General features: G+C 40.5%; 16 protein-coding genes, 1 tRNA gene and 2 pseudogenes. 5 read left to right on the forward strand and 14 right to left on the reverse strand.

What is annotated here, in order from left to right; translation table 11 throughout:
• The 7 genes and pseudogenes from C4S38_RS15960 to C4S38_RS15395 all read right to left on the reverse strand — a co-directional run.
• Window positions 1–78, reverse strand: a pseudogene (locus C4S38_RS15960) (ABC transporter ATP-binding protein); the annotation flags it as partial.
• A gap of 211 nt (window positions 79–289) precedes the next feature.
• Window positions 290–2290 carry a transcription termination factor Rho gene (rho, locus tag C4S38_RS15370; protein WP_103984455.1) on the reverse strand — a complete coding sequence of 667 codons (2001 nt, stop codon included), beginning with the start codon at window positions 2288–2290 and terminating at the stop codon, window positions 290–292.
• A 193-nt stretch (window positions 2291–2483) separates the two neighbouring features.
• The gene (tilS, locus tag C4S38_RS15375) at window positions 2484–3803 is read right to left on the reverse strand and encodes a tRNA lysidine(34) synthetase TilS (protein WP_103984443.1); all 1320 of its coding nucleotides are present in this window, start codon (window positions 3801–3803) and stop codon (window positions 2484–2486) included.
• 92 nt (window positions 3804–3895) lie between these two features.
• Window positions 3896–4660, reverse strand: coding sequence for a zinc ribbon domain-containing protein (locus C4S38_RS15380; RefSeq protein ID WP_103984444.1), 765 nt, complete (start codon window positions 4658–4660; stop codon window positions 3896–3898).
• A gap of 1 nt (window position 4661) precedes the next feature.
• Complete coding sequence (locus C4S38_RS15385; protein ID WP_103984445.1) at window positions 4662–5759, reverse strand: Nif3-like dinuclear metal center hexameric protein; 1098 nt, start codon at window positions 5757–5759, stop codon at window positions 4662–4664.
• Window positions 5760–5863: 104 nt separating this feature from the next.
• Window positions 5864–7621, reverse strand: a complete 1758-nt coding sequence (aspS, locus tag C4S38_RS15390; RefSeq protein WP_103984446.1) for an aspartate--tRNA ligase — start codon at window positions 7619–7621, stop codon at window positions 5864–5866.
• Window positions 7622–8161: 540 nt separating this feature from the next.
• Window positions 8162–9043 carry a PIG-L deacetylase family protein gene (locus C4S38_RS15395; RefSeq protein WP_103984447.1) on the reverse strand — a complete coding sequence of 294 codons (882 nt, stop codon included), beginning with the start codon at window positions 9041–9043 and terminating at the stop codon, window positions 8162–8164.
• A 322-nt stretch (window positions 9044–9365) separates the two neighbouring features.
• Here C4S38_RS15395 and C4S38_RS15400 point away from each other — a divergent pair, with 322 nt between their 5' ends.
• Window positions 9366–10412: a DUF4434 domain-containing protein gene (locus C4S38_RS15400; protein ID WP_103984448.1), complete on the forward strand. Its 1047-nt coding sequence runs from the start codon at window positions 9366–9368 to the stop codon at window positions 10410–10412.
• 120 nt (window positions 10413–10532) lie between these two features.
• Here the strand turns inward: C4S38_RS15400 and C4S38_RS15405 are convergent, their stop codons facing one another.
• Together C4S38_RS15405 and C4S38_RS15410 are read right to left on the reverse strand one after the other, a co-directional pair.
• The gene (locus tag C4S38_RS15405; protein ID WP_103984449.1) at window positions 10533–11789 is read right to left on the reverse strand and encodes a Gfo/Idh/MocA family oxidoreductase; all 1257 of its coding nucleotides are present in this window, start codon (window positions 11787–11789) and stop codon (window positions 10533–10535) included.
• A 128-nt stretch (window positions 11790–11917) separates the two neighbouring features.
• Window positions 11918–11992, reverse strand: a tRNA-Pro gene (locus C4S38_RS15410).
• A gap of 173 nt (window positions 11993–12165) precedes the next feature.
• Here C4S38_RS15410 and C4S38_RS15415 point away from each other — a divergent pair.
• Window positions 12166–13350 (forward strand): DUF4272 domain-containing protein, encoded by a 1185-nt coding sequence (locus tag C4S38_RS15415; protein ID WP_103984450.1) that lies wholly within the window; start codon window positions 12166–12168, stop codon window positions 13348–13350.
• Window positions 13351–13443: 93 nt separating this feature from the next.
• On the opposite strand, the gene C4S38_RS15420 is transcribed toward C4S38_RS15415, so the two are convergent.
• From C4S38_RS15420 to C4S38_RS15430, 3 genes and pseudogenes are all read right to left on the reverse strand, one after another.
• Window positions 13444–15435 carry a glycoside hydrolase family 97 protein gene (locus C4S38_RS15420; protein ID WP_103984451.1) on the reverse strand — a complete coding sequence of 664 codons (1992 nt, stop codon included), beginning with the start codon at window positions 15433–15435 and terminating at the stop codon, window positions 13444–13446.
• Between the two features lie 39 nt (window positions 15436–15474).
• Window positions 15475–15744 carry a zinc ribbon domain-containing protein gene (locus tag C4S38_RS15425; protein ID WP_102409570.1) on the reverse strand — a complete coding sequence of 90 codons (270 nt, stop codon included), beginning with the start codon at window positions 15742–15744 and terminating at the stop codon, window positions 15475–15477.
• A gap of 42 nt (window positions 15745–15786) precedes the next feature.
• Window positions 15787–16149, reverse strand: a pseudogene (locus C4S38_RS15430) (pyridoxamine 5'-phosphate oxidase family protein); the annotation flags it as partial.
• Window positions 16150–16289: 140 nt separating this feature from the next.
• On the opposite strand from C4S38_RS15430, the gene C4S38_RS15435 reads away from it, so the two are divergent.
• Complete coding sequence (locus C4S38_RS15435; protein ID WP_103984452.1) at window positions 16290–18023, forward strand: SGNH/GDSL hydrolase family protein; 1734 nt, start codon at window positions 16290–16292, stop codon at window positions 18021–18023.
• On the opposite strand, the gene C4S38_RS15440 is transcribed toward C4S38_RS15435, so the two are convergent.
• Both C4S38_RS15440 and tsaD read right to left on the reverse strand, forming a co-directional pair.
• Window positions 18020–19258 (reverse strand): CinA family nicotinamide mononucleotide deamidase-related protein, encoded by a 1239-nt coding sequence (locus C4S38_RS15440; RefSeq protein WP_103984453.1) that lies wholly within the window; start codon window positions 19256–19258, stop codon window positions 18020–18022. The genes C4S38_RS15435 and C4S38_RS15440 overlap by 4 nt on opposite strands.
• 16 nt (window positions 19259–19274) lie before the next feature.
• A complete protein-coding gene (tsaD, locus tag C4S38_RS15445; RefSeq protein WP_103984454.1) occupies window positions 19275–20294 on the reverse strand; it encodes a tRNA (adenosine(37)-N6)-threonylcarbamoyltransferase complex transferase subunit TsaD in 1020 nt (339 codons plus the stop codon).
• Between the two features lie 263 nt (window positions 20295–20557).
• Here tsaD and C4S38_RS15450 point away from each other — a divergent pair, with 263 nt between their 5' ends.
• Complete coding sequence (locus C4S38_RS15450; RefSeq protein ID WP_103984456.1) at window positions 20558–25036, forward strand: translocation/assembly module TamB domain-containing protein; 4479 nt, start codon at window positions 20558–20560, stop codon at window positions 25034–25036.
• Between the two features lie 101 nt (window positions 25037–25137).
• Window positions 25138–25323, forward strand: a 186-nt coding sequence (locus tag C4S38_RS16185; protein WP_234999431.1) for a hypothetical protein, incomplete at its 3' end; no start/stop codon positions are given.

Here is a 25323-nt window from a genome sequence, read left to right on the forward strand (position 1 = left end):
CAACGAAACCTTGTTCAATGCTATTGTTTCTACTTCTTCCGTACGGAAGAACTTACTTAAACCTTCAATCTTGATCATAATCGTATTTGTTTTATATTATTAATTCTTACGTTAAACATAGCTGTTTACAAATATTCAAATAACATGCCAAAGTATATATATTACTATTTACCAAACGATTAACAAATCAAATAATATAAAAAAATGTCCAATAATTAGACACAGATGTCTAATTATTGGACACTTCAAGTATATTTTCCGTTACGAAAACGGAATTATATCTTACTCATCAAGCATTCATAGATGCAAGAAATTCCATATTGTCTGTTGTCTGCTCCATGCGTTGCTTAACAAACTCCATAGCCTCAATTGAGTTCATATCAGACAAATACTTACGCAAAATCCACATACGGTTTAATGTGCTTTCGTCCTGCAGTAAATCATCACGACGCGTACTTGAAGCCGTAATATCGACAGCCGGATAAATACGTTTATTGGACAACTTACGATCCAACTGCAACTCCATATTTCCTGTCCCTTTAAATTCTTCAAAGATCACATCGTCCATTTTAGAACCTGTTTCCGTAAGAGCAGTCGCCAAAATAGTAAGGCTACCGCCATGCTCTATATTACGGGCTGCACCAAAGAAGCGTTTCGGTTTCTGTAAAGCATTCGCATCCACACCTCCGGAAAGCACCTTACCGGAAGCCGGCTGAACTGTATTATAAGCACGTGCCAGACGAGTAATTGAATCTAACAAGATTACTACATCATGCCCACACTCTACCATACGTTTTGCTTTATTCAAAACAATCTCGGCTATCTTCACATGACGTTCTGCCGGTTCGTCAAAAGTAGAAGCAATAACTTCAGCATCCACACTGCGAGCCATATCCGTAACTTCTTCAGGACGTTCGTCAATCAAAAGAATAATCATATAAACCTCAGGATGATTAGCAGCAATGGCATTAGCAATATCTTTCAGCAACATTGTCTTACCAGTCTTCGGCTGAGCTACAATCAAGCCGCGCTGTCCTTTTCCTATCGGTGAGAACAAGTCTACAACACGAACAGCTATGTTATCGTACACTTTCGGAGCACGGCGAGCCGTAAGCATAAACTTTTCATCGGGAAACAATGGAGTCAAGTGGTCAAAAGGAACACGATCGCGAACTTCTTCCGGACTACGTCCGTTTATTTTATCGACCTTAACCAGCGGAAAATATTTTTCTCCTTCCTTCGGAGGGCGAATTGCACCTTCTACCACATCCCCCGTTTTCAATCCAAATAATTTAATCTGCGACTGAGATACATAAATATCATCCGGAGATGTCAGGTAATTATAATCGGAAGAACGAAGGAAACCATAGCCATCAGGCATCATTTCCAGTACACCTACTCCGGTTAAAATTCCATCGAACTCATATTGTTTTTCCTGAGGCTGATTATTATTGTTATTATTACGCTGGTTATTATTGTAATTGTTATTCTGACGATTATTGTTTTTATTATTGTTGCTGTTATTCTGTTGAGGAGCACCCTGTTCATTCTGTACAGGACGGTTAGATGCTTCTTGTTTAGGATGTGAGGGGGCAAATGGGAAAATTTGATCGAGTACGGAATTCACATCCGGATGACGGAATACAACACGTTTTGGTTCTTCTTCCGTAGTATTAGCAGCGACCGGGGTAGTTGTTATAGTCGTGTCCGGAGTCACTATTGCTACTTCTTCGTTTGTTGTTGTTTCCGGTAAGCTTTCTTCTACTTCCGGCATGACAGGTGGTAATAATGGTTTTTCTTTTACCGTTTTTTCTACCACAGGAACTTCAACGACTTTTGATACGGTTTGTGAAGTCTTGGTTACCACTACTTCTTCTTTCTGGGAAACCGGTGCTATAGCCCCGGCAATCTTTTCTTTCTTTTCAATACGAATCCGTTTTTTACGATCCTGTTGTTGCTCTTTTTGTTCTTTCTTTTCGGCTGCAGGTTTTGCTTCCACCTTTTCAGCAGCAGGTTTTGCTTCCTGTTTTTTAGCATCTTCTTTAGGTTCAACCTTTGCCGTCTTTGTCACAGTTTTAGAGGTCTTTTTGGTACGGGTTTGCTTTTCCGCCTTTTTAGCCTCTTTTTCGGCTTGTATTCCTGCGAAAGAAATTGCTTGTTCATCAAGGATCCTATATACAAGTTCCTCTTTTTTAAGGCTACTGACTTTCTTAATACCTAACTCTTCCGCTATACTCTGAAGTTCAGGAAGAAGTTTTTCATTTAGTTCTAGAATGTTATATTTTTGCATATTGCGAAGTAAATAATATAAACGCCGCACGCACAGCCATGGAAAGACGCGTGCACAACGTTATTATTGTATCTTAATTAGTTTAAATGTTTCATGTAAAAACCGGATTGTCTAACTAACTCGAATTATTAGTAACACATCTGCGGAGTAAATCTTTGCAAATGTAAGAACATTTTTACAGATTCAGTTGAATTCAACAAAAAAATTTTACAATCAGTATATGTTTTGTTGTTTTATCTATACGAAAACGATTATCAGACCGCTCACCAACCAACCAAATGATATTATCTCCACTACATAATAACCATGTTTGTTCTTTCTGAAATATAGTATATTTATGATCGGAAAAATAATCACTTAACTTTTTACGGCCAGTCATTCCAAAAGGAATAAACCAATCTCCTTCTTGCCATGTTCGCAATGAAAGAGGAAAAGTAAGCTTATCATAATCAAAATAAGCTATGTGCTTATTTTTCTCAATATGAAATTCCTTATTTAAAACAATCTTACGGAAAGATAGTTCAACAGGTTCACTACATTCTGTTGTTTTTTCATCTAAAATATAAATTTTCGCCTCTTTTTCCTGTAAAGAAGACAAAAATAAATAATCGCGATCTTTAATCAAACGGTGGGTAGAAGAATAAAACTGCCTGCCTGATTCTCCTCGTAAAGACAAATAAATATCATCAGTTACTAATCTGGTAAAATTAAAAGGTTTCAACAACTCATACAAAATAGTATCAGGCAATGGGAAAGTGAGCAAAGTTTTTACAGAAAGGCTATCTTCCGTAACCATTATTTGGTTGCGGGCATTTTCTATCACATTATTATATATAGTTTCTACAGCCGATAAATGTTCCGCCGTTCTTGCTATTGTATTCCGTACTGCCGGATTAATCTCCTCTAAAAGCGGAAGTACTCTCAGCCGTATAAAATTACGTGTATAAGCATCCGACAAATTTGTACTATCCGTAACATATGAATAGTGTTGTTCGGCCAGCCATTTAAGAATTTCTTCACGGCTCACCGGCAACAACGGACGTACGATATATCCATTCTTAGGACGAATGCCGCGCATACCGCGTACACCTGTTCCACGAATCAGGTTCATTAACAACGTTTCTACACTGTCATCCCGATGATGAGCAACAGCTATAGCCTGAGCATCCAGCTTACAACGCATCCCTTCAAACCAAGTATAACGCAACTCACGGGCTGCCATCTCAATAGAGATATGTTTTTCTCCGGCATAAGCAGTCGTATCGAAATCGACCTTATAAAAAGGAACATGCAATGAGCCGGCAAAGTCTTTTGCAAAATGTTCATCTCTAATAGATTCATCTCCGCGTAAATGGAAATTACAATGAACAGCCATACACGGATAATCCAAACGTACAAGCAAGGCCAGCAAAGCTACAGAGTCAGCTCCGCCACTCAACCCAACTAACACAGGCCTGCCATCATCAGCAAGTAACCGGTGTTTTTCTATATATGTACGAATGGTATTTATCATGATAAGTTAATAACCAATTCCCCTCTTGAATTATAAGCAATAAAGCCTTTACTCAAGAGGGGAATCCAATATTGTCTATCTAAACAGAATACTTAATCTTCCACACCTGCCAATTCAGGGTCAATCATAATACGTCCGCAATATTCGCAAACAATGATCTTTTTACGTAATTTAATATCCATTTGTTTCTGAGGCGGAATCTTGTTGAAGCAACCACCACAGGCATCACGCTGGATATACACTACCGCCAAACCATTGCGCGCACCTTTACGGATTCTTTTAAAGGCAGCCAACAGACGAGGCTCTATGACAGCTTCCAGTTTTTTAGCTTTTTCACGAAGTTTTTCTTCGTCTTGTTTTGTTTCAGAAATAATCTGTTCCAATTCATCCTGCTTCTGAACTAAATCTGCCTTACGGCCGTCCAGTTTTTCAGTAAGTTCAGCAATTTCATTCTTCTTGGCATTAATAGCCTCGCCAAATTCGCGGATCTTCTTTTCTGAAAATTCAATTTCCAATCCCTGAAATTCAATTTCTTTTGACAAATTGTCGAATTCACGGTTGTTGCGTACATTATCCAACTGTGATTTATATTTTTCAATCAGTCCGGTAGATTCTGTAATCTTATGTTTTTGATCAACAACAGAAGTTTCAAAATCTTTAATTTCTGACTGATAATTCTGAAGACGGGTTTCCAGTCCTGCAATCTCATCTTCCAAATCCTGTACCTCCAAAGGAAGTTCACCGCGAAGCGTTTTGATCTTATCAATTTCAGTCATCATCGTCTGAAGTTGATACAGTGTAGAAAGCTTTTCTTCAACTGTATATTCTTTTTCAGCTGATTGTTTATCTGTAGCCATTCTATAAATATTTTACTGGGTTTGAATTAACACTCGATAAATGCACTGCAAAGGTAGGGAATTTTTTCGATATTATATTATAAAAGATGTCTTTTGTACAGACTTCGGATTCATAATGCCCTATAACTGCCAACAAAATACGATCTTCCACATCATAAAAGTCATTATACTTAGCTTCTCCGGTTATAAACACATCTGCCCCGTAGGCTATGGCATCTTTTATCAAAAAGGCACCACTTCCTCCGCAAACCGCCACTTCACGAATTTGCTTACCTGTAAAGGGCGAATGTTTCACGCATCCTACATGAAACAAATCCTTGATTCTTTGCAGAAAACTCAATTCATCCTCACTTTCCGCCAATTCTCCTACCACACCCGAACCTGCCTGGTTCCAAGTATTATCAAGCGGATAAAAATCAAAAGCTGGTTCTTCATAGGGATGAACGGATAGCAAAGCACGCATCACTGCAGATTTACGGAAAGCCGGTAAAATCATTTCTATACGAACTTCTTTTTCTATATGCACTTCTCCTATTTCGCCACAAAAGGGATTGCATCCTTCATTAGCACGGAAAGTTCCTTCGCCATACAGATTATAACTACAAGAATCATAATTACCAATACTTCCTGCTCCGGCATTAAATAAGGTAGTACGCATAATTTCGGCATACGCTTCGGGAACAAATGTCACCAGTTTTAATAACGCATTTTTCTGAGGACTGAGAATACGGATATTCTGTAAACCCATCATCTCTGCCAAACGATAATTTACTCCGCCTACTGCATTATCCAGATTCGTATGGGCAGCATAAATAACCAGATCATACTTACAGGCTTTTATCAAGCAACGTTCTATATAAGTAGAACCGGTAAGCGATTTAAACGCTTTAAAGGCCAAAGGATGGTGAGAAATGATCAAATTACACTCTGTTTCAATCGCCTCGTCTATTACCTCTTCGGTAACATCCAGGCAGAGCATCGCACCTGTAGCAAGCTGATTCACATCACCAACCTGTACGCCGGCATTATCGAAACCTTCCTGCAACGGCAGTGGGGCAAAATGCTCTATTTCCTTCAATATATCTTTTACCTTCAGCATATCATTCCTAATATCTGTTTTTGATTCCTTTCGGAAGAAAATTAAATTCCATCCGGGAGAAATTGAAATTTCTCCCGGATGGAATCTTTTTTACTTACACGGAATTATTCTTTTACGTTGACTTGTATGCAGAGTTCTTCCAACTGAGAATCGTCGATAATTGACGGGGCATCCAACATGACATCACGTCCGGAATTGTTTTTCGGGAATGCTATACAGTCACGAATTGAATCCAAACCGGCAAACAATGAGACCCAACGATCCAGGCCGTAAGCCAAACCTCCATGAGGAGGTGCACCATATTTGAAAGCATTCATCAGGAAGCCGAAACGAGCTTGTGCGCTTTCTTCCGTAAAGCCAAGCAAATGGAACATTTTATTCTGCAACTGGCTGTCGTGGATACGGATAGAACCGCCCCCTACTTCAACACCATTGATAACCATATCATAAGCATTAGCACGAACTGCACCCGGATCGCTATCCAGCAACGGAATATCTTCAGGCTTCGGAGAGGTAAACGGATGATGCATTGCATAAAATCGCTGATCTTCTTCACTCCACTCAAACAACGGGAAGTCGATCACCCACAAACAAGCAAATTTATCTTTATCACGCAAACCTAACTGACTGCCCATTTCCAAACGCAATTCGCATAGCTGCTTGCGAGTCTTCATTATATCATCGCCTGAAAGAATTAAAATCAAGTCACCCGGTTTTGCACCAAAAGCTTCTTTCATCTTCTGCAATGTTTCCTGCGTATAGAATTTATCCACACTTGATTTTACACTGCCATCTGCTTCCACACGGGCATAAACCAAACCTTTAGCACCAACTTGCGGACGTTTCACAAACTCGGTCAATTGATCTAACTGCTTACGGGTATAAGTAGCCGCACCTTCAGCACAAATACCGCCAACATAAGCTGCATTATCAAATACTGAAAAACCGTAACCTTTCAAAATATCCATCAACTCGACAAACGGCATGCCGAAACGTAAATCCGGTTTATCGCTTCCATATAGCTTCATAGCATCATGCCAAGTCATACGCTGAAATGCGTCTTTTATCTCTACACCACGAATTGTTTTAAACAGATGTTTTGCCATTCCTTCAAAAGTAGTAATGATGTCTTCCTGTTCAACAAAACTCATTTCACAGTCTATCTGTGTAAATTCAGGCTGACGGTCGGCACGTAAATCTTCATCACGAAAACACTTAACAATCTGGAAATAACGATCAAAACCCGAAACCATCAACAATTGCTTCAGTGTCTGGGGAGACTGCGGAAGTGCATAGAATTGTCCCGGATTCATACGTGAAGGAACAACAAAGTCGCGTGCACCTTCGGGCGTAGAATTAACCAGAATAGGTGTTTCTACTTCTAAAAATCCTTGTTTATCCAAATAATTACGTATCTCGAAAGTCATTTTATGACGTAGTTCCAGATTCTTGCGGACAGCATTACGACGCAAATCCAGATAACGGAATTTCATACGCAAATCATCTCCGCCATCGGTTTCATCTTCAATCGTGAATGGAGGGGTAACGGCCGGGTTCAGGATATTCAACTCCGAAACAATCAGCTCTATATCTCCCGTTGGTATGTTTGAGTTCTTACTGGAACGTTCGCGCACTATTCCAGTTACCTGAATAACATATTCACGTCCCAATTTATTTGCTTTTTCACAAAGAGAAGCGTCTACTTCCTGATTAAAGACAAGCTGTGTGATACCATAACGGTCGCGGATATCAACGAACGTCATACCACCCATTTTACGTGTTTTTTGCACCCATCCGGACAAAGTAACTACAAGTCCTTCATCTGCCAGACGTAAGTCGCCACAAGTTCTCGTTCTGTACATTTCTGATTTATCTATTTAATTTTCGTATACTTACAAAAGATTGTTTATCAAAACAACCCGCTCCACCGCAGACTAATACGTTAAAAAAGCTACGGCAACCGCAAAGATAAATATTATAATAATATTATTATTCATTGCTTATTATTAATTTCAAATGAACATTTAATACTTTATATTAAAGTCCGGATAAGAAGTTTTGAACCTGATGCGGCAGCATAGAACAGGTTTCATCACATGGTTCACATTGAACTCTTAGTACAGGAGGAAAATATGAGTTATTTGATAAATTGAACATAGCGATAATGCCGGGTATTACTCTCTTTAATCATAAACATGAGCATAACGAAGAACATGAACATACAAAGAAAGTTCAATTCTCCCCGCACTTCGAATTAGTTTACGACTTAATTCATTTAGAGCACTTCCATTTAGAGCCGGCCATAGATTTCTCTTAGACAAAACACGGCAACCATTTATGCTAGGTATTCATTGCGCTTATGGGTTTTAATTCGGTTGTTTCGACATATAATTATCTCAACATTATCTCGGTAACATAGGAAACAATTGTAATATTTTTTCTCTGTCCGGTATATTTCCGTATTCACAAACTTCAAAAGCTTCAAAATAAGTTATAGATTTAATCTGTTCCGGAGAATACCACTTTAACGCCGGCTCTGTATATCTATCAGACATCTTCTGCCACAAAAAATGATCAGCCGACAATTTTCTTTTACCCGTCGCGTCAGCAGGCACGTCATTTTCATAACCTCCATTCCATGGCAACCATTCATATACCTGTGATTCATGAGCACAAATAGCATCTAATTTCTTTTCTACCACAGGAGTTATATCAATTACGATATCCGGAGAAAAAGGATTTGGTTTTAGGAAACTATCCTGCATATATAAAAACACTGGAGCTTTTAACAAAGGTTCGCCTCCCGGAACCATTAACGGAACAGAAATCATATAAGCTGCATCTTGTACGATTGTTGATGCATACCGATGATCTGGGTGATAATCATTCGGGCGGTGGGTAATTACAATATCAGCCTTCCAGTCACAAATCATACGGATTACCTTTTTCCTATTTTCCAAAGTAGCCATTAATTCGCCATCATGATTATCCAAATTTTCATATACGATACCTAAATGGCGTCCGGCTTCTTGCATTTCCTTTTTTCTCCTGGCAGCTAAGGCTTCCGGCTGCATCTGATGGTGTCCTTTATCACCATTCGTCAAAGAAACGAACTTTACCTTATGCCCCATTTGAGCAAACAATGCAGCCGTCCCTCCAGCATTCACATCACAATCGTCCGGATGAGCCCCAAACACAATAACACGAATTGGCTCACCTGCACACAGACAAGAGAACAACGATACCATGACTAAAAAGATAGTACCTACAAACAGCTTTTTCATACTTAGCAAAAAATTTTAATCTTACATCAACAAACTTATTATAAAAAATCACACTGATTCTATAGTTAAAATCAATTTTATGAATAATAGAGTCTTTTTATTTTGTACTCGCACAAAAATACAAAAAACAATGCTAATTAAAGAAAAACATTTATTTATTTTTCAATTTTCCACTATTTATTATCAAAACACTTCTTCAAATTACCATTATTTATAAATTAAGTCAAATAAAATAGTCTTTTAATTATTATTTTTGCAGCATAAATATATAATTAACAACTTAATTTATTAATCTGGAGACATTTTATATTTAATACTAATTATGGATAGACGCAAATTTCTACAATTAACAGGACTAGCTGCCACTGCAGCATTGATACCGAACAACTTGATAGCATCAAAGTACAAACAAAACCCGAATATAAAACCGGTTGCCGGCTCCTGGTTCGAGTTTCTACATCATTCTCATGTTGCTGCAAAATATTGGAACCCTATTCTTTATAAATACACTGATGAACAGTGGCGGGCAATGATAAAAGATATCCGCGACTTAGGTATGGAATATCTCGTATTACTTTCAGTTGCCGATGATGGAAAAACTTTTTATCCTTCCAAATTGCAACCCAGGTATGATTTGGCTTCTCCCGATCCATTGGAAACAGTCCTTAGCGCCGCTGATGAATTTGGGCTAAAATTCTTTGTCAGCAACGATTATTGGGGAGATCCCCGCGAATTGGGTAAAATGATGACAGGCAAAGAAATTGCAGCCTTACGTGCTAAGGGCATGGAAGAGGTTGCCGAAAAATACTCCCATCATAAGAGCTTTTACGGCTGGTATTATCCAAACGAATCAAACCTTGTTGAGACAATGGATGATATCACAATAGGTTATGTAAATGATAATTCCAGACTGGCTCATGAGTTGACCCCAAATTGTAAGACAATGATTGCTCCTTACGGAACGCGGACTGTAAAAGCTGACGATTATTATGCAAAACGGTTGGAAAAACTGGATGTGGATATTATCGCTTACCAAGATGAAGTTGGCGTACAAAAATCAAAAGCAGGAGAGGTAGGTAAGTATTTTGAAGCTTTGTCTAAAGCTCATAACAAAGCAGGGCGTGCAAAAATCTGGGCAGATCTGGAAATTTTTGATTTTGAAGGGCCTGTCTATACTAGTCCGGCAATTCCTTCTACATTCGACCGCCTTTTAGTGCAAATGGAAGATGTTTCTCCTTTCGTTGAAAAAATATTGATTTATCAATATAGCGGATTAATGAGCAAACCCGGCTCGATTGCAACATTAGGACAACCTAAAGCTGATAAGTTTTATTCTGATTATGCAGCCTGGCTGAAATCTCAGCGGTAATTAATCTTTTCGGGTTGCTTCCACCAACTAGCACTTCTCAGCAAATAAATAAAAAAAGCTATCACAGCAGGAATATCCTTTCTGTGATAGCTAAAATATTTCAAGTATTATCCAAAAGGATCAGATATTCCACGGAGCACGCATCGGCTGATTGATCAGGCGATTCGCTGCCTCATCGTCAATAAACTCCAGTTTTACGGGATCAAAATTCAAAGTACGGTTCAAGCGGAGAGCAATTGTTCCCAAGTTGACAATTGTCGCCGAACGAAAACCATTTCGCTCGTTCAATGCAAATGGTTGACGGGTCTTCACACTTTCCAGGAAGTCTGTCACCTGAGGTTCCGGCTCAGGATAATCGGCCAGCTTTTTCTCCCAATTCGGAATATCACATACAAAATTCTTATACACGTTGCCTTTCGGACCTGATACATAAGGTGTTTTAGGATCACCGAAATCTTCACCCCAAAGTACGATCTGACAACCATCATCATATGTATAAGTGATAGAGCGCCATACACCTACTGCATCAGGGTGTTGCTGCGGAGCATCTACTTCCACCTTCACAGGACTGGTTTCATCTTTACCCAAAAGATATTGAACAGGATCAATATAATGCTGCCCCATATCTCCCAGACCTCCTCCATCATAATCCCAATAGCCGCGAAAAGTTTGATGTACGCGATGAGCATTATATGGCTTATATGGAGCCGGCCCCAGCCAGAAGTCGTAATCCAGTTCCTTTGGTATTGGTTGCGGTTCGAGATATTCTTTCCCTACCCAGAAAAATTTCCAATCGAAGCCGGTGTGTTTACTAATGGTCACCTTCAACGGCCAACCCAACATACCACTTTGAACCAACTTCTTTAATGGTCTTATAGGAGTTCCTAATCCATAAAATGAGTCAGAAAAACGGTATCTGGTATTTAATCTGAACATACGCCCATTCTGTTTTATAGCCTCCATGACCCGTTTTCCTTCTCCAATAGTACGGGTCATCGGCTTTTCACACCAGATATCTTTTCCCGCTTTCGCTGCTTCAACAGACATAATTCCATGCCAATGAGGCGGGGTAGCAATATGGACTATGTCTACATTCGGATCTAAAATCAAATCACGGAAATCATGATAAGCCGCTATCTTTTCATTCACCAGCCGCCTACCCTGCTCCAAGTGGTTTTTGTCTACATCACAAACAGCAACCAAACGTGTCCCCGCATAGTTTACATGGCCACACCCCATGCCTCCTGTTCCTATAATTCCTTTTGTTAATTGATCACTTGGGGCAATAAACCCCCTTCCTAACACGTGACGTGGCACAATGGTAAAAGCAGCCACCCCTCCAAGAGTCTTGAGAAATTCTCTTCTATTCGTTTTCATACATTATTGATAAAAGGCACATTGTTCTAAACCGGTTACAAATTTACAAAATAAAAAGAAATTACATCGAAAACCTGAGGGTATAAAAAAAGACCAGACAGCTAATAAAAGCTATCTGGTCTTCTATGTCGGGGTACCAGGATTCGAACCTGGGACCCCCTGCTCCCAAAGCAGGTGCGCTAACCGGACTGCGCTACACCCCGTTCTGCGAATCAGGAACGTTGTTTATTTCTGATTGCGGTGCAAAGGTAGGCTTTATTTTTTAAACTCCAAACTTTGGACAACTTTTTTGTAAAAAAAATTACAACATCTTCCTTTTTCCATATTTCAAACGTATCTTGCTTCCATTAATCATTTACTCTAAATTTATATTGTCATGGAAAAAAGAAATATCACATTATATACGGTAATTGGCAACCAAGCCCGCATCCCGGAAGCTATCAAAAAACATTTCAATCCTGTAGCTAAAGAGTATGACGAAAAAGACAAACAACTAACCTTGATACTACAGGACGATACCGAAATGACATTCTTTTTCAATCACAGCAACACCAATCCCCAATTTGTAAGCAATCATCAAACAGGTATGGCAAATTACTTCGCGCAAGCTGAGACCAAGCATGAAGACATAAAAAAGAATATCATATACCAGATTCAATATTTTAATTCCATAACAGGAATCACTTTCGAAGAAAACGAAGATCAGAATCGTACCAATTACATTATTAACACAATGTTTGCTATAGCAAATGAGATAAAAGGGTTCCTACTTTTCCCGGCTATGGAAATATACAACGGAACAGGCGAACTGGTCTTTTCCATAAAAGGCGAAACAGAGTTGGAAAAATTTTCACCCATTGCAAATGCCGACTATCTGGATACCAACCGACCGGAAGACACCGAAGCCGATAAAGCCAGGCAACGACACTTTATTGAAAAGTTAAAAGAAAAAGGCATACCTTATGCTTCACATTTACGCAGTTCCATAACAGAAGCAGAAGCTCAAATACGCATGCCAGAAGAAATATTGAAACGTCTCGCATCCCTGTTTGCAGTTTCTGTTTATTCCGAAGTTATGTTATCAGAAGAAGGAAGCCGCGAAAATGCATTGGAATATATAGACGAAGTGAAAAAACGATACCCTATTTCCCTTTCACCTGCCGAAACAGCTTATATTGACAACGAATCTCCCGAAAAAAACGAATGCGTCCAGTTTGTCTGGAGATACGAATGTTGTACTGTATTGCTTTGGGCATTAGGGCTGGATAAATTAAATTACCCAGACGAAATATGCGACGTTCGCGGAATCGCTTCTATTTTATGGAACCACACTCTGGATTCTTTACAAGAGAAAATCCGGATGCGGGGAAAAGACGAAATATTAGATGAAGCCGACCTGATTCTCCGCTATAATTGGGCTTGTGTAGATGCCAGAATACACGGGAAAGAAACACCGGCATCTCTGGAAAGCGGAGTTGTACAAGAACGCCACTATGTATTCAACTGGCTAACAGGTGCCAATAATCAAGCAGAATGGGACGACATACAACCTAATACATAATATGAAAAAAGATCCCGATGATTTGACTAAATCATCGGGATCTTTTTTATAAATGGCCGGGATGAATTCCCGAAACACCAATTCTACATTTCATTATTTATAAATACGGGCAGCATAACCACCGCCGGGAGCCATTTTTATATTCAACTTGCGATCAGCCGGAACAGAAAGAACTTCCTTTTTATAATCACAAGCCGCACGATCGGCATTGATACCATCCTTAAATAATTCTATTTTATAATTGCCTTCGCCCAAGAAAGAAAGATCAAGAGTCAACTCCCGCGGTTCCCAGTTTGTCAAAGCACCAACATACCAATCATCACCATACTTACGCGCCATAGCGATATATTCGGCTACTTTGCCATCCAAAGAAACAGTTTCATCCCATACAGTGGGAACATTGACAATAAACTCCGTGCATTCTTTTTCGCGCATATAGTTAGATGGATTATCACAAAGCATATTAAACGGCGATTCAAATATCACATAAGTAGCCAACTGGCGGCAACGTGTTCCCTGACTCATAGGCTCAGAATTAACCGGACGATAATTCCAACGGGATGCATTACGCATAGCTCCCTGTGTGTAATCCATCGGACCAGCCATCATACGAATATACGGAATTGTGACATCATACGTAACCATATCATACGATTCGGGCGACCATTTCAATTGCTCCAAACCGTTTACACCTTCATAATTCAGCACATTCGGATATGTACGCTGTAATCCGGTCGGTTTAAATACACCATGAAAATCCACAAGCATCTTATTTTCGGCACATACTTTAGCTGCTTTGTAGACAAACTCAACCATCTTCTGGTCATCACGATCCAGAAAATCTATCTTAAATCCTTTCACACCCATATCTGCATAATGCTTGACCACATTTTCCATATCACGCGCAAAAGCCCAATAACCAGCCCACAAAATAATACCTACATTCTTTGCTTTTCCATAATCTACCAATTCTTGCAAATTGATTTCAGGAATCACCTGCAACATATCTGCCTGCAGATTCACTGCCCAACCTTCATCCAATATAACATACTCGATACCATGAGCCGAAGCAAAATCTATATAATATTTATAGGTTTCGTTGTTTATCCCAGCACGAAAATCGACACCATATAGATTCCAGTCATTCCACCAGTCCCAAGCGACTTTTCCGGGTTTGATCCACGAAATATCACTCACTTTGGAAGGGGAAGCCAGACGATATACCATATCACAATCGGCCAGTTCTTTATCATCTGCAGATACAGTAAACACACGCCAAGGGAAAGAACGCGTACCTTTTGTCTTCGCAATAAAATTCTCACGTTCTTTGACAAGCATCTGCAAACGGTTATGTCCGCCTTGTTCTTCTATTTTAGGATAAGGAGCATGTATTGCTTTCAAACATGGCTTATCTGCTGAGTTATTCAGAAACATTCCGGGAAATTCTTCAAGGTCGGCTTCTGTAATACAAACTTTCTTACCATTATCCAATTCCACCAAAAAAGGAAGTATCATTAAACGCTGGTTGTTCAGCTTAGTAATAGATTCGTTTACATAAGGTTGCTCAAATGAATTAAAATATTGCTTCTCAAATGTTTCAGCCTTATTGTTTACATAAGCGGCAAACGTTTTATGGTCTTTAGAAAAGTTATATTCAGCTTCCTCTCCTACCACAATAATATCACCTTTCTTTTTTGTTACAAAACGATATGCCAATCCTTCGTTATACAAACGGAATACAATACTGTAATTACCCGCAAAGGAAATGGCAGCTTCGTTATATTCATCCTTTACTACGGATTTCTTGTAAAAAGGAGAAAGTATCTCCTTATCAACCGAAGCCTTCACCACTTTTAACACTTTAGGTTTAGCTCCCAATACTTCCCCATCCTGTAATGTCATAGAAATACTGGATGGAGCCAAAACCTCACTCCCGTCATGAGTTAACGAAAATTGAATATCGTCGCCAACCGTGATCTGCGCCTGCAATACTTTATCCGGCGATTGCAGATTATAATTCTTTTGGGCCATTGCAGGCATACTTCCCAAAAGAACACAGAAAAACAATAATGCTTTTACATTCATGGTATTATGGTATTAAATATTTACATCTCAATCTGTTGTTTACTTCTTCCACCGTTTGAGTTTTGGGAAAAACTCTTTCATCTGTGCAATCGCTTCTTCTTTCGAGAATTGAGTATTACAGGCTCCGTTAAACTCGTCAAGATATTTAACGCAATGTTCAATCATCCCGTCCATTGTACAATCCTGAGTAAATCCCCCATCCTTGTAGCAATAACAACAATACTCCTGATTCACCGAACCGTCTTTATTTGTTCCGAATAATTCAGATGTTTGCATTGGCATACCACAACTCTGGCAGAAAAGATTCATATATTTTCCGTCTTTTACAAATACATTATCAATCCAATAAGTGGCGGATTCCGGAATAAACTTCAATACGCAATATTCAGGATCATTCACACCTCCCGGAAAATGTTCCAGCATCCAGTCTCCCCAAAGAGTATGTTTCAGCGCTTCGTCAGTTACAATTTCCACCTCACCAGTGTAAACAATACTATTGCCACCCTCTACAATAGACATTCCGGCTTTAGGATTAGCTTTGAAATGAGCCGTCTTTGCCGAACTTGTTCCGGTAGATACATAAATATCTCCTTTCTCATCCTTGATTTTTACCATTGCAACCGGTCGCGGATAACCATTCTCATCAATAGATGCCAATGTAATAATTTGTGCATTGGCTACTATTGCAGCAGCTTTTTCCTGTATTGATTCCATTTTCTATTATTTTAATTATACGCAAATCTAGTCATAACTTCTTATAGTTGAAAAGTACCTGTTGATATTTTTTCGCAGTTATTAATTTCTTATCTTTGCCCTTATTCAGAAACAAATGTTCTATTTTATCTATCACACACATGAGACCACTCTATCTATTACTATTTTGCTTCACATTTTCTCTGGCAAATGCACAATGGCGCTGGTATAATCCGCAGAAAACAGATATTCCGGTTATTCAGAATCAAGGCTGGACAAATGAAATAGGAAAAACATATGTAAGACTTCCCAACCGGGCTGAACAAGCCGTCAGACCGATAGTATGGGAATTGTCGCGCAACTCGTCGGGCCTCTCCATTCATTTCTACAGTAATGCACCCCGGATAAAAGTCCGCTACACGGTAAGCGGTCCGTTAAACATGCCTCACATGCCATCTACCGGTGTATCAGGTGTAGATATGTATTGTAAAGACGAAAACGGGAAAAGCCATTTCTGTTACGGCGGATATTCTTTCGGCGACACAATCCAGTATTTTTACAATATCACAGAAAAGAGTCCGCTTCATTCCCATGGATATGAGTATAGTTTGTATCTTCCACTGTATAATAGTGTACAATGGATGGAAATAGGTGTACCCGATAGCTGCGAATTGACATTCATTCCTGTTTTTCAGGAGAAACCTATTGTTCTGTACGGAACATCCGTTTCCCAGGGGGCATGCGCCTCACGTCCGGCAATGGCATGGAGTACCATCATGCAGCGGTCTCTGGAATATCCGTTGATTAATCTAGGCTTTTCAGGCAATGGCCGTCTTGAACAAGGTGTTTTGCAATTCATTACCGAAATAGATGCCCGTCTCTATATTCTGGATTGCCTGCCCAATATATATGGAAAAACAGAACCGGAAATAATCCGGTTGGTATGTGATGCCGTACATCAGATACGAGAAACAAGAAATACCCCTATCCTGTTAATCGATCATGCAGGATGTAGTAATGCAGACACAGACAGTAGCATGTTTAATGCTTATACGCAAAAAAACATAAGCCAGCACAAAGCATTTGATCAACTGATAAAGGAAGGCGTAAAAGACATTTTTTATCTTTCGCATGACGAACTCGATCTGCCATCCGATGGATGGGTAGATTATGTACATCCCTCCGATTATGGAATGGAAGCACAAAGTCGCGCCATTGAAAAGAAAGTACGTGAAATATTAAAACTACCTGTTGGCAAGTTATCTACCACTACACCCGTAACCCAACGCAGAGAGCCGCACAATTACGAATGGCAGGCACGCCATCAGGATATTCTGGCTTTAAGCCAAAAAGAAACACCCAAAGCCGTTATATTAGGAAATTCAATTACCCATTTTTGGGGAGGAGAGCCTATCGGGCCACGCCGGAACGGCACAGATAGCTGGAACAAAGTGATGCGGAAAGAAGGTTTTCACAATATGGGATTTGGTTTCGACCGTATCGAGAATGTTCTTTGGCGTATTTACCACGACGAATTAAGCGGATTCGAAGCCCAAAAGATTGTATTAATGATAGGGACCAACAACGTGGACATAAACAGTGACAATGATATTATCGAAGGCCTTCGTTTTCTCCTGTCGGCCATTCGCGAGCGCCAACCAAAGGCAGCTATCAAAGTTGTAGGCATTCTCCCGCGAAAAGATCGCGAAGCACGGATCAAACAACTTAACGAACAAATTAATAAAATGGTCGATAAAGAAAGCTGTATTTATATTGATGCCGGTGTAGCTCTTCTTGGAAAAGATGGCAAAATAGACGAATCCCTATTCAGCGACGGGGTACACCCAAATGAAGAAGGATACCGGCTCATTGCGCCGGCCATCGCTTCATTTTAAAGTAGATTCAGCAACATCAACAGTGCAGTGTTAGCAGAACGTTGGATATTTTGTTCACGAATAGCCCCAAAATGATAACATTCCGACACCACTTTATCCTTATAAGCGGCTGCAATCCAAACTGTACCTACAGGCTTATCAGGTGTTCCACCCCCGGGTCCGGCAATGCCTGATGTAGCAACTGCACAGTCACAACCTAAAACCCGAATAGCTCCCATAGCCATCTGTTCCACAACAGGCTGGCTCACTGCTCCATATTGGTTCAAATCATCTTCGGAGACTCCGAGCACATTATGTTTTACCTCATTACAATAAGACACCACACTGCCTGAAAAATATTCAGAGCTACCGGCCACAGAGGTAATCATTCCTGCAATACGTCCTCCGGTACAACTTTCGGCCGTTCCCATCATTAAATGCAAAGAGCGTAACTTCTCCCCTACCAATTCTTCCAACGGTTTGTCTTCTTCCACCAGAATACTTCCTTCCAATAAGGCATGCAATTTATTTTTCTGTTCGGATATAACCTGTTCCGCATCTTCTTCTGCGGATGCGTAGGCTGAAAGACGAAGACGGATAATTCCGGGTTGAGGAAGATAGGCCAGTTTAATAAATGAAGGTAATGCATTTTCAAAATCGGCCAGTTTAATTGCCAGAGCCGATTCCGAATAACCGGTCACCCAACAAGTCTGATGCTTGATAAACAGATCACGGCGATATTTATTTTTCAAACGGGGAATAACTTCATTCGTCATTAACCATTTCATCTCATAAGGAACACCCGGCATGGAAACCAGTACCCTGCCACCATCCCTTTCAAACCAGGTACACGGAGCCGTACCTGCCTGATTCTGGATTACGGTACATTTATCAGGAACCATTGCCTGGCTACGGGTAAGTTCATTCATTGTACGCCCGGTCCGGCAAAAAATACTTTCTATATTTTTATACACTTCGTCTGAAAAGTGCATATCGCTATCAAAGTATTTACAAAGCGTCTTCTTGGTAATATCATCTTTAGTAGGACCGATACCACCGGTCACAAGTACGATCTGTGCCCTGTGCATAGCAGCATCAAAAGCATCCAGCATATCTTGTTCTTCATCCCCAACCGTAGTACGCCATACAACATGGAAACCTTCATCACCCAATTCCCGGCCCATCCAGGCCGAATTCGTATCAATCACCTGGCCAATAAGCAACTCATCACCTATTGTTATTATCTCTACATTCATCTTATTATTCCATTTATCAGATTAGCACCCTCGAAAACGGAGCGGCAGCCATCGGACAGAAATCTTTATCCAAATACTTATAATATCCGGTAATAGCTACCATGGCAGCATTATCTGTTGTAAAAGCAAATTTAGGAATATGCACCTTCCAGCCATACCGTTTAGCATGATCAAGAAAAGCATCACGGAGCCCTGAGTTTGCCGACACGCCACCAGCAACGGCCACTTCATTTATGTGCAGGTCTTTTGCCGCCTTACGCAATTTATTCATTAAAATATCGATAACAGTAGCTTGCAACGATGCACATAAATCTTTCTTGTTATTTTCGATAAAGTCCGGATCTTCCTGCAACCTATCGCGCAGTGTATATAAAAACGAAGTCTTCAAACCACTGAAACTATAATCATATCCCGGAATATGCGGTTTGCTAAACTGAAAAGCATCCGGATTACCCTCGTTAGCCAACCGGTTTACTACCGGTCCGCCAGGATAGCCCAGCCCCATCACCTTTGCACATTTATCGAAAGCCTCTCCGGCAGCATCATCTATTGTCTGCCCTATCACCTCCATGTCGTTATAAGCGTTCACCTTAATAATTTGCGAGTTACCGCCTGAAACCAGTAAACATAAGAAAGGGAAAGAAGGAGCATGATCGTCATCCGGTGTCTCTTTTATAAAATGAGCCAATACGTGTGCCTGCAAATGGTTTATCTCTATCATCGGAATATCCAGTGAAGTAGCCAATCCTTTGGCAAAAGAAGTTCCAACCAGCAAAGACCCCATCAACCCAGGTCCACGTGTAAATGCAATAGCACTCAGTTCGGACTTATCGATACCGGCACGTTTAATCGCTTCAGCCACTACCGGAATAATATTTTGCTGATGGGCACGGGATGCCAATTCGGGAACAACTCCGCCATAGGCTTCGTGTACAGCCTGACTGGCAATTACATTTGACAGCATCACACCGTCGCGGATTACGGAAGAGGAAGTATCATCACAAGAAGATTCTATCCCTAATATCGTTACACTCATTATCTTCTTCTTTTTTCTGCAAATTAACGAAAAGCATTCGGAGCAGACAAACAGTTTAACACATATTGAACATCAGACGCCTGTCTCAAAAAACGAGATGTTTCTATAGGTTTCGTCCTAATGAAACTGATTTTTCCTTTAAAAGAAACCGAAAAAAGTAATAATCAAGTTTCCCGAAGGAAGTGGAGAGTCAAAGAATTTATGTAAATTTGTTCCCGAAAAACAGAAACGATATCAGAGGGCTTAAATACATAATCATTACCCTGCTTACTTTATTCTGGATATTCTATGCGGTTCCGGCTATTTTGGTGAGCGTTCCTTTCATTCAGAAAAAGCTATCGGCAACTGCAACCAGTGAATTATCGGCACTGCTGGGTGTTCCTGTAAAGATAGGAAAGGTAGACATCGAATGGTTCAACCGTTTGGTGCTGGAAAACCTGTACCTGGAAGACCAGGAAGGCAAAGTTTTATTCGAAGCGAACCACGTGGCAGCAGGGTTTGAAGTATTACCTTTAGTTGAAGGACGTTTCGTCTTTACAACTGTGCGCTTATTCGGATTTTCGGTAAACCTGTCCAAGAAAACACCTTCCGACAAGCTCAACCTTCAATTTGTAATAGATGCTTTCGCCAGCAAAGACACGGCTAAGAAAGATAAAAACATAGACCTTCGCTTTAATTCCATCCTGATAAAACGGGGAAATTTCAGTTACAATATAGCCAGTGAAGACACTACACCTGGTAAGTTCAATCCAAAACATGTAAATATCCGGAACCTGAGTGCAAAAATCTCATTAAAAGCATTCAACAAAGACAGTCTGAATGCAAACATTAAAAAAATGAGCTTTGACGAATCATCCGGTTTCTATCTGGACAAATTATCCTTGAACATTGTTGGGAACAGGGATAGTGCGTTTATCAACAACTTCGAAATAAAACTCCCTCAAACAGACCTGAAAATAGACCGGGCAACCATTGATCTTGCCACCGTAGACAGCATTTCGCAACTCATAAACAATGCTCCTTTAAACCTGAATATTGCCCCTTCCCAGATATGCCTGAAAGATTTGTCACCTTTCGTTCCGGCCTTCAGGAACTTTACGGATACAATCGAATTATCAGCCGAGGCATCCGGCTATATCAATAATATCGACCTGAAACGCCTGACACTGAAGTATAGCGACAAAATGCTTTTTATCGGGAAGATGGAACTGAAAAACATTACCCATCCTGAAGAGGCTTATGTATTCGGGCAGGTCAATAAAATGTATATCACTACAGAAGGATTATCGGGGCTGGTAAATAATTTCAGTAAACAGCAGATAATTTTACCCGCTCCTATCGTGAATCTGGGAACTATTAACTTTACCGGAGAAATATCGGGATTCTTCGACAACCTGGTGGCTTTCGGTAAACTTTCCTCGGCAATAGGTTCCATACAAACCGACCTTATTTTCGGCAGCAACAAAGAAAAAAATATAGCTGCCTACCTGAAAGGCCACATTGCTTCTTCCGAATTGCACATAAATGAGCTCTTCAATGAAGAAAACCCGTACGGTAACACGCGTTTTGACATCAGCCTGGATGCCAGCCGTCCGGTTAACGGATCATTTTCGGGTTCTATCAAAGCAAAAATCAATGAACTCGATTACAAGAAATACAAATACGAAAATATCCAGCTTGCCGGCAAATTCCAGAAGAATGGTTTTAATGGCTCGCTTGAAATAAATGATCCGAATGGTACGCTTTACGCCGAAGGAATATTTAAACACCAGGGCAAAAACTCAATATTCAACTTCACGGCAGACCTGCAACACTTCAAGCCGGATAACTTGCACTTAACCGACAAATATGAAAATCCGGAAATATCACTGTCCATGAATGCCGATTTCACCGGAGACAATATAGATAACATCGAAGGTAGTTTTACAATAGACAATGTATCATTTAAAACAGCCCCCAGCAGTTTCTACTTAAAGAAACTGGAAGTAACGGCCTCCGGCCATTCGGACGACCGTTTGTTGGGTATTAAATCGGATATCCTGAACGGAGAAATAGCCGGGGCATACTCGTTTAAAACAATCGTGCCCAGCTTCATGAATACGTTCAAAGGCTATATTCCCGCATTAATAAACGTGACGCAAAAAAAACAGAAGACACAGGAAAACAACTTTTCCTTATTGCTCACAATCGAAAATACGGAAGCTTTATCGCAAACATTAAAATTGCCTTTTACGGTGCAAACCCCAAGCCGTATCACAGGACACTATAATAACATATACAATAAGTTCAGAATAGAAGCATTCCTGCCCAAATTCAAAATTGGTAAATCCATGTTCGAATCCGGCTATCTTACTTGCGAAAATCCGGAAGATAAAGTAGACCTTCAACTCAAGGCGATCAATTACAATGCTAAAGGCTTACGCAATTATCTGGACTTGAAAGCGGATGCGAAAGAAAACCGGCTTAACACTTTGATAGGATGGGCAAACAACAAAAAACGTTTATTTAAAGCCGACCTGTCAGCCTCCGCATTATTCGTTGAAGAAGAAAACGAAAAAGCCTCTCCCACATTGCGGACAGAGATTACGGTCAACCCAAGCCCTCTCACAATAGCGGATTCGTTATGGCACATAGCTCCTTCAGGTATAACAATCAGGGATGGTAAAATAAACATACACAATTTTCATGTCTCCCACGACCAAGAATATATCCATCTGGACGGTATTGTCTCCAATGAGCCTCTCGATACGCTGAAATTGGATTTAAAGCAGATAGAGCTTAGCTATGTATTCGACATCCTGAATATCCCGGTACTACAATTCGGTGGCAAAGCTACCGGAAAGTTCAACATCAACGACCTTTATAACAGCCGTATGTTAAACACCGACCTGGAAGTTCAGGATTTCTCATTCAACCAAGTAAAACTAGGACGCCTGAATCTGTTCAGCGAATGGGACGATGCCCAGAAAGGGATATTGATGTTAGGCAGTATTTATAAAAACGACAGCACGTGGACGGATGTAAACGGCTATGTCTTTCCTGTCGGGCCGAATGACGGATTATCCCTGCATTTCGATGCAAACGACATGAATGTAGCATTCCTGCATCCGTTTTTAGACAAGGTGATCAAGAACCTGCAAGGACGCGCCTTTGGCAACATCCACCTGCACGGCCCGTTTAAAGCGCTTTCGGTAGAAGGAGACGCATATATACAAGACGCAGGCTTGGGTATCGAATTTCTGAATACATACTATACATTTTCTGACTCTATTCATCTCGATTCAAAATCTGTCAACTTACGCAACATAACAGTGCTGGATAAATTTGGCAATACCAGTAAAGTGAGTCTCAAATTCAATCATAAACACTTCCATGATTTCGACTTCCAAGTAAATGTCAATGCCAACAAAATGCTCATGTATGATGTGCCGGAGAAACAAAATCCCATGATTTACGGCACCGTATACGGAAGCGGAACAGCAACCATAGCCGGAAATGAAAAGCTGATAGACTTCGATATCAATATGCAAAGCGAGCCGAAGACATCCGTATATCTCAACTTCATGAACAACAACTCGGTCACGGATTACGACTTCATCTCTTTTGTAGATAAAAAGAAATTGCTGAAAGATACGACTGTATTGTCAACCGATTCGGTAAAGCCCCCTCTGTTTGCCAACGACGAAGGAGCCGAACTGCGAATGAACTTCTTGCTGGACATCACACCCGATGCCAATATAGAACTGATTATGGATCCTATTGCCGGCGATAAAATCAAAGGGAACGCATCCGGCAGCCTGCAAATACAATATGGTACGAAGTCCGATTTACGCATGTATGGTGGAGTGAATATTATAAGCGGCAACTACAATTTCAGCCTGCAACAAATCATACATAAAGACTTTAAAATACGCGAAGGCAGCAGCATTGATTTCCGGGGCGACCCGTTCAACGCAAATATGAACATCAATGCCATTTATAACCTGACTGCCAACCTGGCCGACCTGGACCAAAGCCTGGTTATGGAAAGCCCGCGCCCGAGCGTTCCGGTAAACTGCGTATTAAAACTGGACGGCATGTTGCGTACTCCCGCAATTTCTTTCGACCTGGAATTGCCAGGCTCCAACGAAGAACTGGAACGCCAGATGAGAAGCTTCATTGATACGGAAGACATGATGACAAGACAGATCGTATACCTACTTGTGTTGAATAAGTTTTACACCCCCGATTACTCTACCAACACGAGGTCGAGCAACGAATTCAACGCCGTAGCCTCCTCTGCCATATCATCGCAGCTATCCGGCATATTAAACAGTTTCACCGACAAAGTACAGATCGGAGCAAATATCCGTGCCGGGCAAGAAGGCTTCAACGATAGAAATACCGAAATGGAAATGCTGCTCAGTAGCCAGCTACTGGACAACCGTCTGCTGATTAACGGCAACTTCGGCTATAAAAACAGCTACTACAATACGAACCAGAAAAACGTTTTCATTGGAGAATTCGACCTGGAATATAAACTGACTAAAAACGGAGAAATACGTTTAAAAGCCTATAACCATGCCAATGATATGTATCAATACCTCAAGCAATCCCTTACCACGCAAGGTGTAGGCATCATGTTCAAAAAAGACTTTACACGTCCTTCCGAAATATTCAAACGCAGGAAACGTCTGCTCCCTCCTGCCATACCACGGGATTCAACAACAATCTCCACCGCCCCGAAAGATTCTATCAAATAAATCCCTATCTTTGCCCCCGCAACATCTCATAAACAAGATGAAATACATTCCTTGTATAAGACATATATCTGCGGAACATACATGTTCCGCAGTCCTTCTTCATGAAGAAGGAAATTTTGCAAAAAAAACGTAACCTTTCCTCCACCCGCCTTTTTCACGTAAAAAACAATCAAAACATAGCAGGCTGCAAGGGCAGCCTGCCCAAAACGTGTGTCCGTACCACACGGAAAACCTCCGTACACCTACAAAAGTATCACCGACGCACCGGCGAAGCCTCCGTACCCCTA

Origin of the sequence: Parabacteroides chinchillae, from assembly GCF_900108035.1 — a bacterium.
GTDB classification, from domain to species: Bacteria; Bacteroidota; Bacteroidia; order Bacteroidales; family Tannerellaceae; genus Parabacteroides; species Parabacteroides chinchillae.